This is a genomic window from Ramlibacter sp. MMS24-I3-19 (assembly GCF_050320135.1).
Lineage (GTDB): Bacteria > Pseudomonadota > Gammaproteobacteria > Burkholderiales > Burkholderiaceae_C > Ramlibacter.
Window position 1 is genome coordinate 2,979,101 of sequence record NZ_CP190017.1, and the last position, 14,212, is coordinate 2,993,312.

Below are 14,212 nucleotides of genomic sequence, written 5' to 3' on the forward strand. Positions count from 1 at the left end.
GGAGGAGAGCCATGACGAGGACTTTGCAACTCACTGCGGCCATCGCGCTCCTGGCGTGGGCGGCCGCGACGACGGCGAGCGCCGCGACCACCGTCAACCTGACGGCGCAGCGCGCGACCGCGTCCATGCCGAACGGGGCCAGCATCCCGATGTGGCAGTTCTGCGGGCAGGCCGTACCCAACGCGGATGGCACTGCCTCCGCGGGCAGCACCGCGGGCGGCGGCACCACGTGCACGGGCAAGTGGGCGCCCGGGCCCACGATCACGGTCCCGGCGGGCGACACGCTCACCATCAACCTGTCCAACACGCTGAAGGTGCCCACGTCCATCGTGGTGCTCGGGCAACTGGGCGGCGGCCTGGGCAACGGCACGCGGATGCCGAGTCCGCCGCACAACGGTCAGACCCATTCGACCTTCCCGTCCAACGGCGGCCCGGTGGACATCCCGTTCGTGCCGCCCGCGCAACCCAGCCGCATCGCCTCGTTCGGCACGGCGGCCCCGGCATCGGGCACGGCCACGCTCGTGTGGACGGCCCTGAAGCCCGGCACCTACATCTACGAGACCGGCACGCTGCCCTCCATCGAGGCGCCGATGGGCCTGTACGGCATGCTCGTCGTCACGAAGTCCCCCTTCGTCGAGGCCGGCGTGTGCACGCCAGGCGATGCCTATCCGCCCACCGCCGGGAGTACTGCCCGCGTGCCGTACGACTCGGACGCGGCACTGCTGTTCAGCGAGATCGACCCTGCGCAGAACGCCCAGGTCGACCGGGCCGAGCGCGCCGGGACCGACATCACCGCCAACCTGCGGCCCAACGACCCCGGATGCACGCCCAACTGCTTCCCGGCCGCGGTGAACTACACGCCCACCTATTTCCTGATCAACGGGCAGCCGTTCGACCGCACCGCACCGGCGCAGTCGTCGTGGAACGTGGGCGAGAAGTTCGCGTCGGGCAACGTGCTGGTGCGCATGGCCAATGCCGGCCTGCGCACCCACATCCCGTCCATCGTCGGCCTGCCAATGGCGCTCATGGCCGAAGACGGGAACGTGGCGCCTGGCAAGCCGAAGGTCCAGAACGAGGTGCTGCTCACGGCAGGCAAGACGCACGACGTCATCGTGTCGCCGGCGGCGGACAACGGCGCCTACAAGCCGGCCACCTTTGCCGTCTTCGATCGGCAGGGCAGCCTCTCCACGGACAACCACGTCGACGGCGGCATGCAGGGCTACCTCCTGGTGAACGGCGCCGGCGCGAGTGCCGGCTCGCCAGGCACGGTGCCGGCTGCGGCCACGGCCTACGCGGTGAACGACGCCTTCAGCGCGCCACTGGCCACAGTGCTGAACGGCAACGTGAAGACCAACGACGTCGGCGTGAAGACCGTCGCCGTCGTGCAGGGCGTGCGGCATGGAACGCTGGTCCTGAGTCCCGACGGCTCGTTCGTCTACACGCCCCAGGCCGGCTTCCACGGCATGGACATGTTCGCGTACTCGGGCAACGACGGGCAGACCAACATCGCCCTCGTGATGCTGAAGGTGGGCTCCGACGGCCAGCCCGTCGCACGCGACGACAGCTTCTCGAGCAACGTGGCCACGCTGTTCCGCGCGTCCAGCCCGGGCCTCCTCGCGAACGACAGCGATCCCACCAACTACAAGCTGACGGTGGACACCGCCAACGTCGTCAATGGCGCGGGCGGCCTGGCCTGCACCAAGCTGTCGGTGAAGGCCGACGGCTCCTTCGTGGCCACGCCGGCGACGGGCGCAAGCGCGTGCCAGTTCACCTATCGCGTCGTCAACTCGCAAGGCACGACCAGCGAGCCGGCCACGGTGTACGTGTCGTTCGCGACCGGCAGCGGCCTGCAGCTGAACGTGGTGGACGCCAAGACGGGCACGCCGCTCAACGACTACCGCTGGGTGCTGCAGGAGGACCTGACGTTCAAGCACGACATCACGGCGACGCCGAGCCTCACCACGCGCACGCTCGGCACGTCCTTCCACCGTTCGTACAACCCGGTGGTCGCCAGCGGCTGCGTGGGAGCGGTCAGCTGCGGCTCGGGCCAGCAGACCTGGGACGCGGCTTCGGCGCAGTTCAGTGACGTCGACACGGCCACGCCGACTTCGCTCGCCGACGTGCTGCTGGATCCCACCCGCCACTACTACGTCTCCGTACTGCCAGGCGATGCACAGAATCCGGTGCTCAATGGCGGCGGCGGCCCCGTCGACGTGACCGACGCTTCGGGCAATACCACCACGCGCAAGTTCGACATCGCCAAGGACTGCCATCCCCTGGTGGCGAACGCGATCGATGCGACCGATCCCTGCGGCCACATGATGGGCGCCGCGAACGTCGACGCGAAGAACAGCGTCTTCCCGCCGGTGACCATTGCACTCCAACGCACGCCCCTCGTTCCCGCGCAGCTGAGCGTGTTCGTCTACGAGGACAGCGCGCCAGCCAACGGCCAGTACGACGAGGGCGAGGTCGGCCTCGGCGGCTTCAGCGTCATCCTCAGCGACCCGGCCGCGCGCACCGGTGACCCGGCAGGGCAGCAGACCTACGACGCGTTCAACATGCCGATCACCAACGCGCTGCTCGGCTCGCCTGGCTGCCCCAACGAGCAGAACACGGGAGCGGCCGCGGCCGCAGGCAACAACGTCGTGGGTGCGGTGTACACGTGTCCGAACGCGCCCCCGGGCTACCGCGGCGATCCGGCCCGCTATGCGCTCGCCGGCCACGCGCTGATCCAGAACCTCACGCCGGCGCGCTACGACGTCATCGTGCACCCGTCGTCCGCGCGCATGGCCGCCGGCGAGGTGTGGTGGCAGACCGAGACCCTGGAAGGAACGCCTGCACAGGACGCGTTCACCGGCGTCAACGAGCCGGTCTACTTCCAGGAATTCGGGCCGCCCGGCTTCCACACCACCGTGGGCCTGGTCAACCCCGCGCACGTGGCGGCCTACAAGGCGCGCACCAACCAGGTCGGTCCGCACACGGTGCTCGGCAAGATCACGAACCTGCACATGTCCCGGCCGTCGAACACGACGCTGTATGACGCGGGGTCGTACGACATGCTGAGCAGCACCAACTGCTACATCACGCTCAACCCCTCGGGCGGCACGGGTGCCACGATTGGCGCGACGGCCTGCGATCCCGATGGCCAGTTCCGTTTCGACAAGGTGCCTGCGGGCAACTACGAAATCCAGGTCTTCGACCAGTGGCTCGACCAGATCATGCAGGTCGCCTCGCTGACGGTTCCGGACTCCACGACGCCGCAGACGGTGGACATGGGCAACGTCCCGGTGCTCAGCTGGTTCACGCAACTGGACCTGAACCAGCTGCTGGACGACGGCAGCGGCCAGCCCAAGGGCCTGGCCAACCAGAACCTGGTGGTGCGCTACCGCAATGGGTCGATCTCGAACCAGACGCTCACCGACCCGACCGGCAACGGCCTCCTGCCCGAGCTGTTCCCGCTGTTCAACTGGTACGTCACCGAGTCCGACATGACCCGGTACAAGCAGAAGTCCGTGAACATCGTGGTGGACGGCGGCGGTGCGGTCGACACGACCGGTCCCTATGCGGGGCTGATGTCGACGAAGTACCCCACCGGCGAATCCAGCATCCGCACGGAGACGCCTGGTGCGATCGCCTACGGCACGCAGGGCTTCATCAGCCAGCGCACGCGCATCGAATGGATCAAGGCGCCCTATGCCAGCGGTGAGAACGGCGGCATCCAGGGCACCGTGGTGCTGTCCAGCACGCGCGCGTTCGACGACCAGCGCCTGAACGTGCAGACCATCTGGGAGCCGCTGATTCCGCGCGTCAAGGTCAACCTGTACCAGCGCCAGAAGAACATGGACGGCAGCACCAGCCTGGTGAAGGTGGACAGCACGATGACGTCCAGCTGGGACGACTGGGTGAACACGGTGTACGGCGCCGACGGCAACACCTACGTGCTCGGGCCCGACCAGAAGATGCGCGACGCCGCCGGCGTGCCCGCACCGTCGACTGCCTATCCGCCCGGCCGCCAGGCGAACATGCAGTGCCCGGGGCAGCTGCCCGGACCGGCGAGCGGTGCCAAGGCGCCCTTCGACACCACCAAGGTCGACCCGTTCACCACCTACACCCTGCAGGGCGACCAGTTCCGCTGCTACGACGGTTTCCACAACTGGAACCAGATGCAGGCAGCGCCGTACGACGGCCTGTACCAGTTCCCGAGCGCGGCCTACATCGCCGCGCACAAGCTGACGGCCGCGCAGATCGCGGCGGGCCACACGCTGGTCAGCCTGCCCGCGGGTGAATACGTGGTGGAGGTGGAGGTGCCCACCGGCTTCGAGCTGGTGAAGGAAGAGGACAAGAACATCCTCATCGGCGACGCCTTCATCGCGCCCGTGGTGCAGCAGTTCGGCGGCCTGGGCAGCATCTTCATCCTGCCCGACCAGGCCACGCTGAACAACGCCAACTTGAACAACACGCCCACCGGCGACCCGGGCCTGTTCAGCAATCCAACGACGGACCTCGGGACCACTGGTGCCGCCCTGGCCATGCCCGAATGCGTGGGCGACCTGCATCGCGTGCCCGCCTACCTGAGCGTCTATCCGCAGGTGCAGCAGGTGGCGCCGTTCGCAGGCATGGACCGGCCGCTGTGCGACAAGAAGCTCGTGAAGCTGGGCGACCAGATGCAGGCCAAGGCGAACTTCTTCGTCTTCACGCAGACGCCCATCGCGGCCAACGTGACCGGCATGATCCTGGACGACGCTGCGTCCGAGTTCAACGCCGCCTCGCCGGACTTTGGCGAGAAGGCCTCCGTGCCGTTCGTTCCGGTGTCGACCAAGGACTTCGCCGGCCATGAGATCAGCCGGGTGTATTCCGACCAGTGGGGCACCTTCAACATGCTGCTGCCCTCCAGCTGGCTCGTGAACCCGCCGACGCCGTCCGGCTACGGCCCCAGCATGCTGGTCAACTGCATGAACGACCCGGGCCCGATCCCGGACCCCTCGGGTGCCATCGATCCGGCCACGGGCAAGGTCCGCATGATCACCGACCCTGCGTACAACCCGGCCTACAGCAACTTCTGCTACACGTGGCCCTTCATGCCCGGCCAGACCACGTACCTGGACACGCCGGTGCTGCCCATCGCCGCCCACGCGGCCGGCTACAACCCGGCCGACTGCGAGTACCCCGACGCCACCCCCGCGATCCTGCGCGTGGACAGCTCCACCAACATCGGTCCGTACGTCCCGGTCGCCGGCGGCACGCTGACCATCCAGGCGCTCGGTGACAAGTCGGTGCTGAACCCCGCGTACTCCGGACCGTTCGCCACGGGCGGCCTCGCGGCCGAGCGCAACACGTCGCGGCACTACGGGTTCGGCGGCGCGCAGGGAACCGGCACGGTCAGGCTGACCGGCCTCACCTGGACCGGCAACGCGGCCCGCGTGGCAGCGCAACCCACCACGTTGCCGCTGGCCGTCACGAGCTGGGCCGATGGCTCCATCACCGTCCGCGTGCCGGCGCTGCCGACGGGCATCACGGGCATGTCGGGCCAGCTGGAGATCACCACGGGCGCGGGCAAGACGTCGATCGACGCGGTGACCGTCACGCAGGAAGCGACCGCGCCCACCTACGTGCGCGGCGCCAACGGCGACACGATCCAGGCCGCCATCGACAACGCCAAGCCTGGCGACCTGCTGATGGTCGACGCGGGCTTCTACAACGAGCTCGTGGTGATGTGGAAGCCGGTGCGGCTGCAGGGTGTCGGCGCAGCGTCCGTCATCATCAACGCCGCCAAGTACCCGACCTCCAAGCTCGCGGCATGGCGTCCGCTGGTGAATGCGATGTTCGGCATCAACGCCGCGACCGGCGACCCCTCCGGTGCTCCCCAGGTGGATCCGCTCCCCGGCCAGGAGATCACCGGCGGCGTGGTGCTGCTGGAGCCCTCGGTGCTCGGCACCGAGGAAGGCGCCGGCATCACCGTGCTGGCCAAGGGCCTGCGCGCCAACGGCACCCCGCTGACGCTGGCCGACTGCAAATTCGGCCGCGCGCCCTACACCGTGGCCTTCGACCTGGAGAACGGCGCCCGCACCCGGGCACGTCCGCAGCTGAGCAACTTCCTGTGCGCCAAGTCCCGCATCGACGGCCTGAGCGTGACGGGCGGTGATTCGGGCGGCGGCATCTACGTCAACGGCTGGGCCCACAACCTGGAGATCGCGAACAACCGCGTCTACGGCAATGCCGGCGCCTTCCATGGCGGCGTGCGGGTGGGCGTGCCTTACCTGGAGACCAATGGCTACGCCGGCGGTGCGTTCAACGGGCAGATCGCGGGCTTCGGCTACGACAAGTCCGTGCGCATCCACCACAACGCCATCACCAAGAACGGCGTGGTCGAGGGCCCGGTCACCACGGGCGGCGCGGGCGGCGGCGTCTCGATCTGCACCGGCACCGACGGCTACAGCGTCGACCACAACTGGATCTGCGGCAACTACAGCAGCAGCGACGGCGGCGGCATCGGTCACCTCGGCTTCAGCCAGGGCGGCCAGATCGTGCAGAACAAGGTGCTGTTCAACCAGTCCTTCCAGCAGACCCAGTCCACGCACGGTGGCGGCATCTTCGTCGGCGGCGAGCCGCCGAGCGAGATCACCCAGTCGCTGGGCACCGGGAACGTGCTGATCGACGGCAACGTGATCCGCGGCAACTTCGCCGAGGCCGGCCATGGCGGCGGCATCCGCCTGCAGCAGGTCAACGGCGCCGACGTCCAGCGCACGAACAACACGCGGCTCTGGAACACCGTGACGGTCACCCACAACATCATCGACAACAACGTGGCCGGCTGGTCCGGTGGCGGGATCTCGATGCTGGACACGCTGGTGAGCAAGGTCAGCAACAACACCATCGCGTCCAACGACGCAGTGGGTGTGGCAGGACCGGTCGTCACCGGCATCCAGAAGGGGTCGACCAACGATGGCGACGGCCAGATCCCGCAGGTCGGCACGGGCACCCCGGCGCCGGCGGGCATCAGCTCGCAGCCGACGTCGGCCCTGCTGCGCGGTGCGATCCCGAACAACGCGCAGGGGCTGACGGCGACGCAGCGCGCCATCTCCTCGCCGACGTTGACCAACAACGCCGTGTGGGCCAACCGCTCGTTCCTCACCAAGGCGGTGAACGGGAATGCGCAGCTCTGCGCGTCCAACAACACGGCCGACCGGACCACGGCGGACTGCGTGAGCCTGCCCGACCAGACGGCGACCGGCCAGTGCACCGGCACGCCGGCCTACTGGGACCTTGGCGTGGTGGGCGACGCGACGCCGGCTTCGGGGACCCTGAAGCTCAATCCGGTGAGCGGCGTGCTGACCTCCACGCAGGGCTACGACGCGACGAACACGTCCGTCGCGCCCGCCTTCCCGAGGCTGTACTGCAACGGGTCGCGCGTCACGCCGGAGCTGGGAGCCGTGATCAACCCGCCGTCCGTGCTGAACATGGCGGTCGGGACCACCGTCGACGAGGGTGCCAACTACGTCAACGTGCGCTTCGGGCCGCTGACCGTCGCGCATCCGCAGTCGAAGGCTGCCGTGGGCAACTACCAGCTGCCGGCCACCAGCACCGTCGGTGCAACGATCCAGGACGTGGCGCCATGAGCACCGGACGGCGATCCATCGTGCTGATGCTGGGGCTGGCCGCCGCGGGAGCCGCGGCCGGCGCGACCAGCGGCCTGGCGTGGCAGCCGTCCCGCAACGTGTGGTACCGGCGCACCTGGGGCATCGACATCGTCGGCGTCAAGCCGGTGTCGTCGGGCTACATGCTGGCTTTCCGGTACCGCATCGCGGATCCCGAGAAGGCTGCGGCACTGAATGACCGGCGCAGCAAGGCCTATCTCGTGGACGAGGCGACGGGGACGGTGCTGTCGGTGCCTTCGATGGAGAACGTGGGCGAGTTGCGCCAGGGCGCAGTGCCCCAGGCCGGCCGCACCTATTTCATGATTTTCGGCAACCCCGGCCGTCTCGTGAAGACGGGCGGCACGGTCAGCATCGTTGCCGGCGAATTCCGGGTGGACGGCCTTCGGGTCGATTGAGGAAGGAGAGATCCCGTGAAGTTCAATGCGAAGACTGCCGCTGTCTTGCTCGCGCTCGGCCTGGGCTGCGCGCACGCGGAGACCGTGAAGCCGAAGATCACGCGCGCGCTCGGTGCCGAGCAGGCCAAGGCCGCGCTTGCCGCCAGGAAGCTGCCCCCGCGGCCGCTGGCCGAACCGACCGTGGGGCCGCGGGCCGACCTGCCTGCGCTCGATGCCGAAGAGATCGTCGCGCGCAACGTGCAGGCCAGGGGCGGCGCCGCGAACTGGGCGGCCATCCACGCCATCAGCTATGAAGGCAGGATGGACGCGGGCCAGGCGCGCGTGGACGGCGGCAACGTCGCCACCACGGCGAAACAGCACCGCGTCGAGCGACGGCTGACCGCGCTGAAGGAAGCGCCGCCGCCCGAAGTGATCCAGCTGCCCTACAGGCTGGATCTCCAGAAGCCGCACCGCATGCGCCTGGAAATCCCGTTCGCCGGCCAGACGGCCGTGCAGGTGTACGACGGGCAACACGGATGGAAGGTGCGGCCCTACCTCGGTCGCAAGGAGGCCGAGCCCTTCACGCCGGACGAGATGCGCGCTGCCGCAGGCGACGAGCCGCTGGACGGCCCGTTGATCGGCCATGCCGCCAAGGGCGTGCGGGTGGCGCTCGACGGCACCGAGATGGTCGAGGGTCGCGGCACGTACCGCCTGCGCATCACGCTGCCCGGTGGCGAGCAGCGCCGCGTGTGGGTCGACGGCCAGACCTTCCTCGAAGCGAAGGTCGAGGGCTCGCCGCGCCGCTTCGACGGCAAGCTGCGTCCGGTGGTCACCTACCTGCGCGACTGGCGCGCGGAGTCGGGGGTCCAGGTCGCGCACCTGATGGAGACGCGCGTGGAAGGCACGCGCCAGAACGAGCGCCTGGTCGTCGAGTCCGTGCGCGTCAATCCGCCGCTGGAGCCCTCGCGCTTCGAGAAGCCGCTGTGACCCGGCGGCCAGGCATCCCCGTCCCGCTCTGGAGGTAAGGCATGAAAAATTCGACCCTGCTTGCGTGTCTCGCGGCTGCTGCCGCGCTGTCGGTCCCGCCGCTCGCCGGTGCTCATGACGCCGCGATGCACGCCCATGGCATGCACTCGCCGGCCGCCACGGGCTTCAAGGTCCGGATGGCCGACTACGCGACGCCCGACGTGCAGCTGGTGCGCCAGGACGGCCAGTCCGTGTCGCTGCCACGCGAGCTCGATGACGGCCGCCCCGTGGTGATGAATTTCATCTACACCACGTGCACGACGATCTGCCCCGTGATGAGCCTGGCGCTCGCGCAGATGCAGGAACGCCTCGGCGCCGACAGCGGCAAGGTGCACATGGTGTCGATCTCCATCGACCCGGAGCAGGACACCCCGACACGCCTGCGCGACTACGCGCGAAGGTTCAGCGCGGGGCCCCAGTGGCAGCACTACACCGGGACGGTGGCCGCGAGCATCGAGGCGCAGAAGGCCTTCGGCGCCTACCAGGGCGACAAGATGGCGCACGATCCGCTGACGCTGATCCGCATGGCCCCGGGGCGGCCCTGGATGCGCATCGACGGGTTCGCCACCGGCGCGGACCTCGCCGAGCAGTACGCCAAGCTCGCCCACGCGTCGCACGTGCATTGAAGGTGGCCGGCGCAATGCGGCTCGCCACGTGCGCCATCGCTTTGCTGGCCGCCGTGGTTGCGGCAGCAGGCGGCGCGCGTGCCCAGATTGCCGACGCATCGCTGTCCTCCGTCGCGGCGCTCTATCGTCAGGGCGTGCAGGCCGATGGCCGGCCTCTCGTGGGCCAGCGCGAGGCGGGTCTCGATGTCCAGGGCGCGGCGGCGGCGTGCGCGGCCTGCCATCGCCGCAGCGGCCTCGGTGCGTCCGAGGGGCGCACGACGGTGCCGCCGATCACCGGCTCGTTCCTCTTCAGTCCGCGCTCCTCGTACCTGCAGGACTTCGGGGAAGCCTCGCTCACCAACCGCCGCGCGCATCGCGAGGGCTACGACGAAGCGTCCCTCGCCCGCGCGATCCGTGACGGCGTCGATCCTTCCGGTCGCACGCTCAGCTACCTGATGCCGCGCTATGCGCTGGGCGACGCCGACATCCACGCGCTGGCCACCTACCTCTCGGGACTCTCCGCCGGCGCAACACCGGGCGTCACCGAAGAGACGCTGCACTTCGCTACCGTCATCACGCCCGATGCAGACCCCGTCGCCAGGGCCGCGATGCTGGAGGTGATGCGCAAGTTCTTCGACGACAAGAACGCGTTCATCCGCGGCGGGTCGCGTCGACTGCAGTCCAACCGCGAGATCCATTTCCGCGTGCAGCGCCGCTGGCAGTTGCACGTCTGGGAACTGCAGGGCGCGGAGTCCACCTGGGAAGCGCAGCTGCGCGCGAAGTCGGCCGCCGAGCCGGTGTTCGCGATCGTCTCCGGCCTGGGCGGCCGCCAGTGGGCGCCGGTCCATCGGTTCTGCGAGCGTGAAGCGATTCCATGCCTGTTCCCCAACGTGGATGCACCCGTCGTGGCGGAGCGCGACTTCTATTCGCTGTACTACTCGCGCGGCATCCACCTCGAGACCGATCTCATGGCCGCCCGGCTTGGCGAGGTGGGGCCGGGCAGCCGGGTCGTGCAGGTGTTCCGGCGAGGCGACATCGGCGCCGAGGCAGCGGCCGAACTCGCGGCCACCATCGGTGCACGCGGTGCGTCCGTGGTGGCGCGTCCGCTCGGCCCCGATGCCGGGGCCGCGGACCTGCAGTCGGCCCTGGAGACCGCGCAGCCCGGTGACCGCCTCGTGCTGTGGCTGCGGCCGGCCGACCTGAAGGCCTTGCCCGCACCACGTCCCGTCGAAGCCTACGTCTCGGGCCTGATGGCCGGCATGGACGAGGCCCCGCTGCCGCGCGCCTGGCGCGGCATGACGCACATGACGTACCTCGTCGACCTTCCCGAGCGCCGGCGCGCCGGCATGAGCTACGCGCGCGGCTGGTTCAAGATCGGCAACATCCCCGTGACGGCCGAACGCGTGCAGACCGACACGTACATCGCCTGCGGGATCCTCGCCGAGGCGCTGGCGGACATGTTGGACAACTTCCGGCGCGACTACCTGGTCGAGCGCATCGAGACGATGCTCAGCCACCGCCTGGTCACCGGCTTCTATCCACGCCTCAGCCTCGCGCCAGGACAGCGGTTCGCCTCCAAGGGAGGCTACTTCGTGCGGCTGCCGCAGGACGGCTCGTCGACGCCGGTGGCCGAGGGCGACTGGATCGTGCCCGAGCAATCCTCGAAGCCGGCGGTTCGGTGATGCTGCTTGCCCGTGCCGTCGCCGCGCTCGCCTGCGCGTGCATGTCCGGCGCTGCGTTCGGCCTCCAGGTGGAGATCTATTCGGGCGTGGATGCGCAAGGTGTCGTCACGCTGTCCACGATGCGCACGGCGCAGACACCCCAGCTTCTTTCAGGTGCGACAGAGCGCATGGGACTGCGCGCGCCGGCGGCGAAGCGGGCACGCTTCGCGTCCGACGTCGCACGGGCCAGCGCCGCGACGGGCGTGCCAGAGGCACTCATCCATGCCGTGATCCAGGTGGAGTCCAACTACGACCCGGCCGCGGTGTCGCCCAAGGGCGCGCGCGGCCTCATGCAGCTGATGCCGGCCACGGCGCGCCGGTTCGGATCGTCCGAAGCCGCCGGCGCGGCGGACAACATCCTGGCGGGAAGCCGCTACCTGAAGTACCTGCTGGACCAGTTCGACCAGGACGTCGAGCTGGCGCTGGCGGCCTACAACGCGGGCGAGGCGGCCGTCGCACGTGCGGGACGCAGGGTTCCCGCCTATGCCGAAACGTTGCAGTACGTGCCTCGCGTCATGGAGCAGTACCGCCGGCTCGCACCGCCCTGAAGGCGCGGCCTCAGGTGAACAACCCGTTCCTCGGTGCGTGCCGCGCCGGCGCAGGCTTCGAAGGCCTGTCGCGGTGGCCGTCGGTCACGTGCACGATGCCCACGTGCTCCTTGTCCACCCAGCCGTTCTCGATCGCCTTGACCACCAGCTCGGTCGCGCTGCGCAGGCCCAGCTTGACCATCAGGCTCGCGCGGTACTTCTCGATGCTCTTGATGCTCTTGTTGAGGATCTCGGCGGTCGACCGGTTGGTGTGCCCCTCGGCCACCAGGCGCACGACGGACCTCTCCTTGTCGGTGAGGTCGCCCCACCCGGACGACTGGAAGCCCTGGTCGGGATCGGCCAGGTAGTTCTGCAGCAGGTGTCCCGACACGGTCGGGTGGATGTACATGCGGCCGCTGGAGACGAAGCGGATCGCGTCGACGAACTCGCTGGAGCGGGCCGACTTCAGGATGTAGCCGTCGCACCCGGCACGCAGTGCCTCCTGCACGTGTTCGGGCGAGCTCTGTTCCGTGACGGCGAGGATGCGCGTCATCGGCCGCTGTCGCTTGATCTGCTGCGTGGCCTCGATGCCGCTGATGCCGGGCATGAGGATGTCCATCGACACCACCTCCGGCGAGTGCAGGATCGCCTGTCGTACCGCGTCGCGGCCGTCGCACGCTTCGGCGACGACTTCCAGCCCCGGTGCGGCGGACAGGATGGCCCGGAGACCGTCCCGGAAAAGTCCATGGTCATCTGCGATGAGGATGCGGCAGCTCATTCAGTTCCCCTTGGTCGGTTTGCGCGGTTGGACAGGCACGGCCGGATGGCGCTCCGGCTGCTGTGCGGATTCGGTGTTGGGCAGCTGCGAGCCAGTCCAGGGCAGGGCTGGCGGGCGGAAGACGAATTGCCAGTCGTGGACCGTGCGCGCGGTCGAGAAGCCTTCGTGCAGCCGGTCGAACCCCGCCTTCTTCAGCGGGACGCGGCGCGACGTGCTGTAGACACCGGCAATGCCGCTGCCGATGCGCACCAGGCCCCAGTCCGCATCCGGCTGCATCGGGTCGGGATAGGCTTCGCGCAGGTGGCGCACGGGTTGCGGGAACCGGTCGTCCCTCAGCAGCTCGGCGATCGAGGTCGGCAGCCGCCGGCCGCCGCTGGCCGGCGCGAAGTAGAAGCGCTGGATCGCCTTCACGTACTCGTCGCCGACGACCAGGAGCTCCGCCTCGCGCTGGCGCTCGGCGATGGTCGACCACATCTGGGACGTCTTCATGAGCACCACGGCCCAGATCGACAGGCCGATCAGCATCGCCAGCAGGACAAGGCCGCGCTGCGTGTGAATGTGGCGTGCGCTGTTCATGGCGATCACTGCTGCGGAACGTCGGCGGCGCTGCGCACGTCGTACACGTTGCCGGGCGCGCGGTTCGGGCTGGTCGCGGCCTCGTCGCCCAGCGCGACCTGCGCGACGCCTGCGGAGGCACCTGGCATCGCCCCATCGGGCGGCGGCACGATGAGCCAGTCGCTCTTGCGCGTCACCGGATCGATCGGCATGTCGCGCAGGTAGCGAAGCCGCACCAGTTCTTCCAGCGCCTCGGGATAGCGGCCCCGGTCCGCATAGAACTTGTCGATGCTGTCGCGGATCGTCTGGATGTTCTGCTGCTGCACCGTCTTGCGGCCGCGATCCACGCTGTCGAAGTAGCGCGGCGCCGCGAGCGTCACGAGCAGCCCGATCAGCGTGATCACGACCATCAGCTCGATGAGCGTGAAGCCGGCGCGATGCGTGGGGATGCGGGCCATGCGGGTCACCACCTGCTGTACGGGATGCCGTTCAGGCCGACCCGCGTGGACTTGGAATGCACGTCGAACACGTCCGCGCCCGGTTGCGGGTCGTCCGGTGCGCTCACGTAGCTGCGCAGGTCCCAGGTCTGCACCGCATCCAGCGTGGGATCCGTCGCGAACGGATCACGCGGCACCTCGCGCAGGAAGATCAGGGGCAGCTGGCCGGGGCCGATCTCGGCCGCCACGCCGCCGACCGGTTTGGCCAGCAGGTCCAGCGACGGCGGATAGCCCGACTCGCCGGGGGAGCGGCGGATCAGCCCCATGTCCGACGCGTTCTTGTACTGGTCCAGCGCGGCGCGGATCTGGCGCAGCGCGGTCTTCAGCTCCTGTTCCTTCGCGCGGGTCGCGGTCGCTTCGGCCACCGGCAAGGCCGCCATCGCGAGCACGCCCACGAGCGCCAGCGTGACCAGCATCTCGATCAAGGTGAAGCCTCTGGCTGCGAGGGAAGGACCGCCGGACCGCATGGGGACT

10 protein-coding genes are annotated in these 14,212 nt (G+C 69.2%); 6 read left to right on the forward strand and 4 right to left on the reverse strand.

Translation table 11 applies throughout. The features are described 5' to 3' along the window. The first annotated feature begins 11 nt into the window (after positions 1-11). Genes ACPWT1_RS14875 through ACPWT1_RS14900 form a run of 6 tightly spaced genes read left to right on the forward strand, consistent with a single transcriptional unit; the run spans position 12 to position 11,929 of the window. Positions 12-7,616: an Ig-like domain-containing protein gene (locus ACPWT1_RS14875; RefSeq protein ID WP_427911929.1), complete on the forward strand. Its 7,605-nt coding sequence runs from the start codon at positions 12-14 to the stop codon at positions 7,614-7,616. Further along, complete coding sequence (locus ACPWT1_RS14880) at positions 7,613-8,050, forward strand: hypothetical protein (protein WP_427911930.1); 438 nt, start codon at positions 7,613-7,615, stop codon at positions 8,048-8,050. Before ACPWT1_RS14875 ends, ACPWT1_RS14880 begins: the two co-directional genes overlap by 4 nt. Before the next feature lie 15 nt (positions 8,051-8,065). Beyond that, entirely contained in the window at positions 8,066-9,016 is a 951-nt protein-coding gene (locus ACPWT1_RS14885; RefSeq protein WP_427911931.1) for an outer membrane lipoprotein-sorting protein, read from the forward strand. Between the two features lie 41 nt (positions 9,017-9,057). Beyond that, a complete protein-coding gene (locus tag ACPWT1_RS14890) occupies positions 9,058-9,681 on the forward strand; it encodes an SCO family protein (RefSeq protein ID WP_427911932.1) in 624 nt (207 codons plus the stop codon). A 14-nt stretch (positions 9,682-9,695) separates the two neighbouring features. Beyond that, positions 9,696-11,342, forward strand: a complete 1,647-nt coding sequence (locus ACPWT1_RS14895; protein WP_427911933.1) for a c-type cytochrome — start codon at positions 9,696-9,698, stop codon at positions 11,340-11,342. Further along, complete coding sequence (locus tag ACPWT1_RS14900; protein WP_427911934.1) at positions 11,342-11,929, forward strand: lytic transglycosylase domain-containing protein; 588 nt, start codon at positions 11,342-11,344, stop codon at positions 11,927-11,929. Before ACPWT1_RS14895 ends, ACPWT1_RS14900 begins: the two co-directional genes overlap by 1 nt. A gap of 10 nt (positions 11,930-11,939) precedes the next feature. Here ACPWT1_RS14900 and ACPWT1_RS14905 read toward each other — a convergent pair whose 3' ends face one another. From ACPWT1_RS14905 to ACPWT1_RS14920, 4 genes are read right to left on the reverse strand one after another with little or no spacing between them, the layout of a single operon-like run. Next, on the reverse strand, positions 11,940-12,686 hold the full coding sequence (locus tag ACPWT1_RS14905) for a response regulator transcription factor (protein WP_427911935.1): 747 nt from the start codon (positions 12,684-12,686) through the stop codon (positions 11,940-11,942). Continuing rightward, positions 12,687-13,262 (reverse strand): type II secretion system protein, encoded by a 576-nt coding sequence (locus ACPWT1_RS14910; RefSeq protein ID WP_427911936.1) that lies wholly within the window; start codon positions 13,260-13,262, stop codon positions 12,687-12,689. Positions 13,263-13,267: 5 nt separating this feature from the next. Then, the gene (locus ACPWT1_RS14915) at positions 13,268-13,699 is read right to left on the reverse strand and encodes a type II secretion system protein (RefSeq protein WP_427911937.1); all 432 of its coding nucleotides are present in this window, start codon (positions 13,697-13,699) and stop codon (positions 13,268-13,270) included. Positions 13,700-13,704: 5 nt separating this feature from the next. Further along, on the reverse strand, positions 13,705-14,205 hold the full coding sequence (locus tag ACPWT1_RS14920; RefSeq protein WP_427911938.1) for a type II secretion system protein: 501 nt from the start codon (positions 14,203-14,205) through the stop codon (positions 13,705-13,707). Positions 14,206-14,212: the final 7 nt, after the last annotated feature.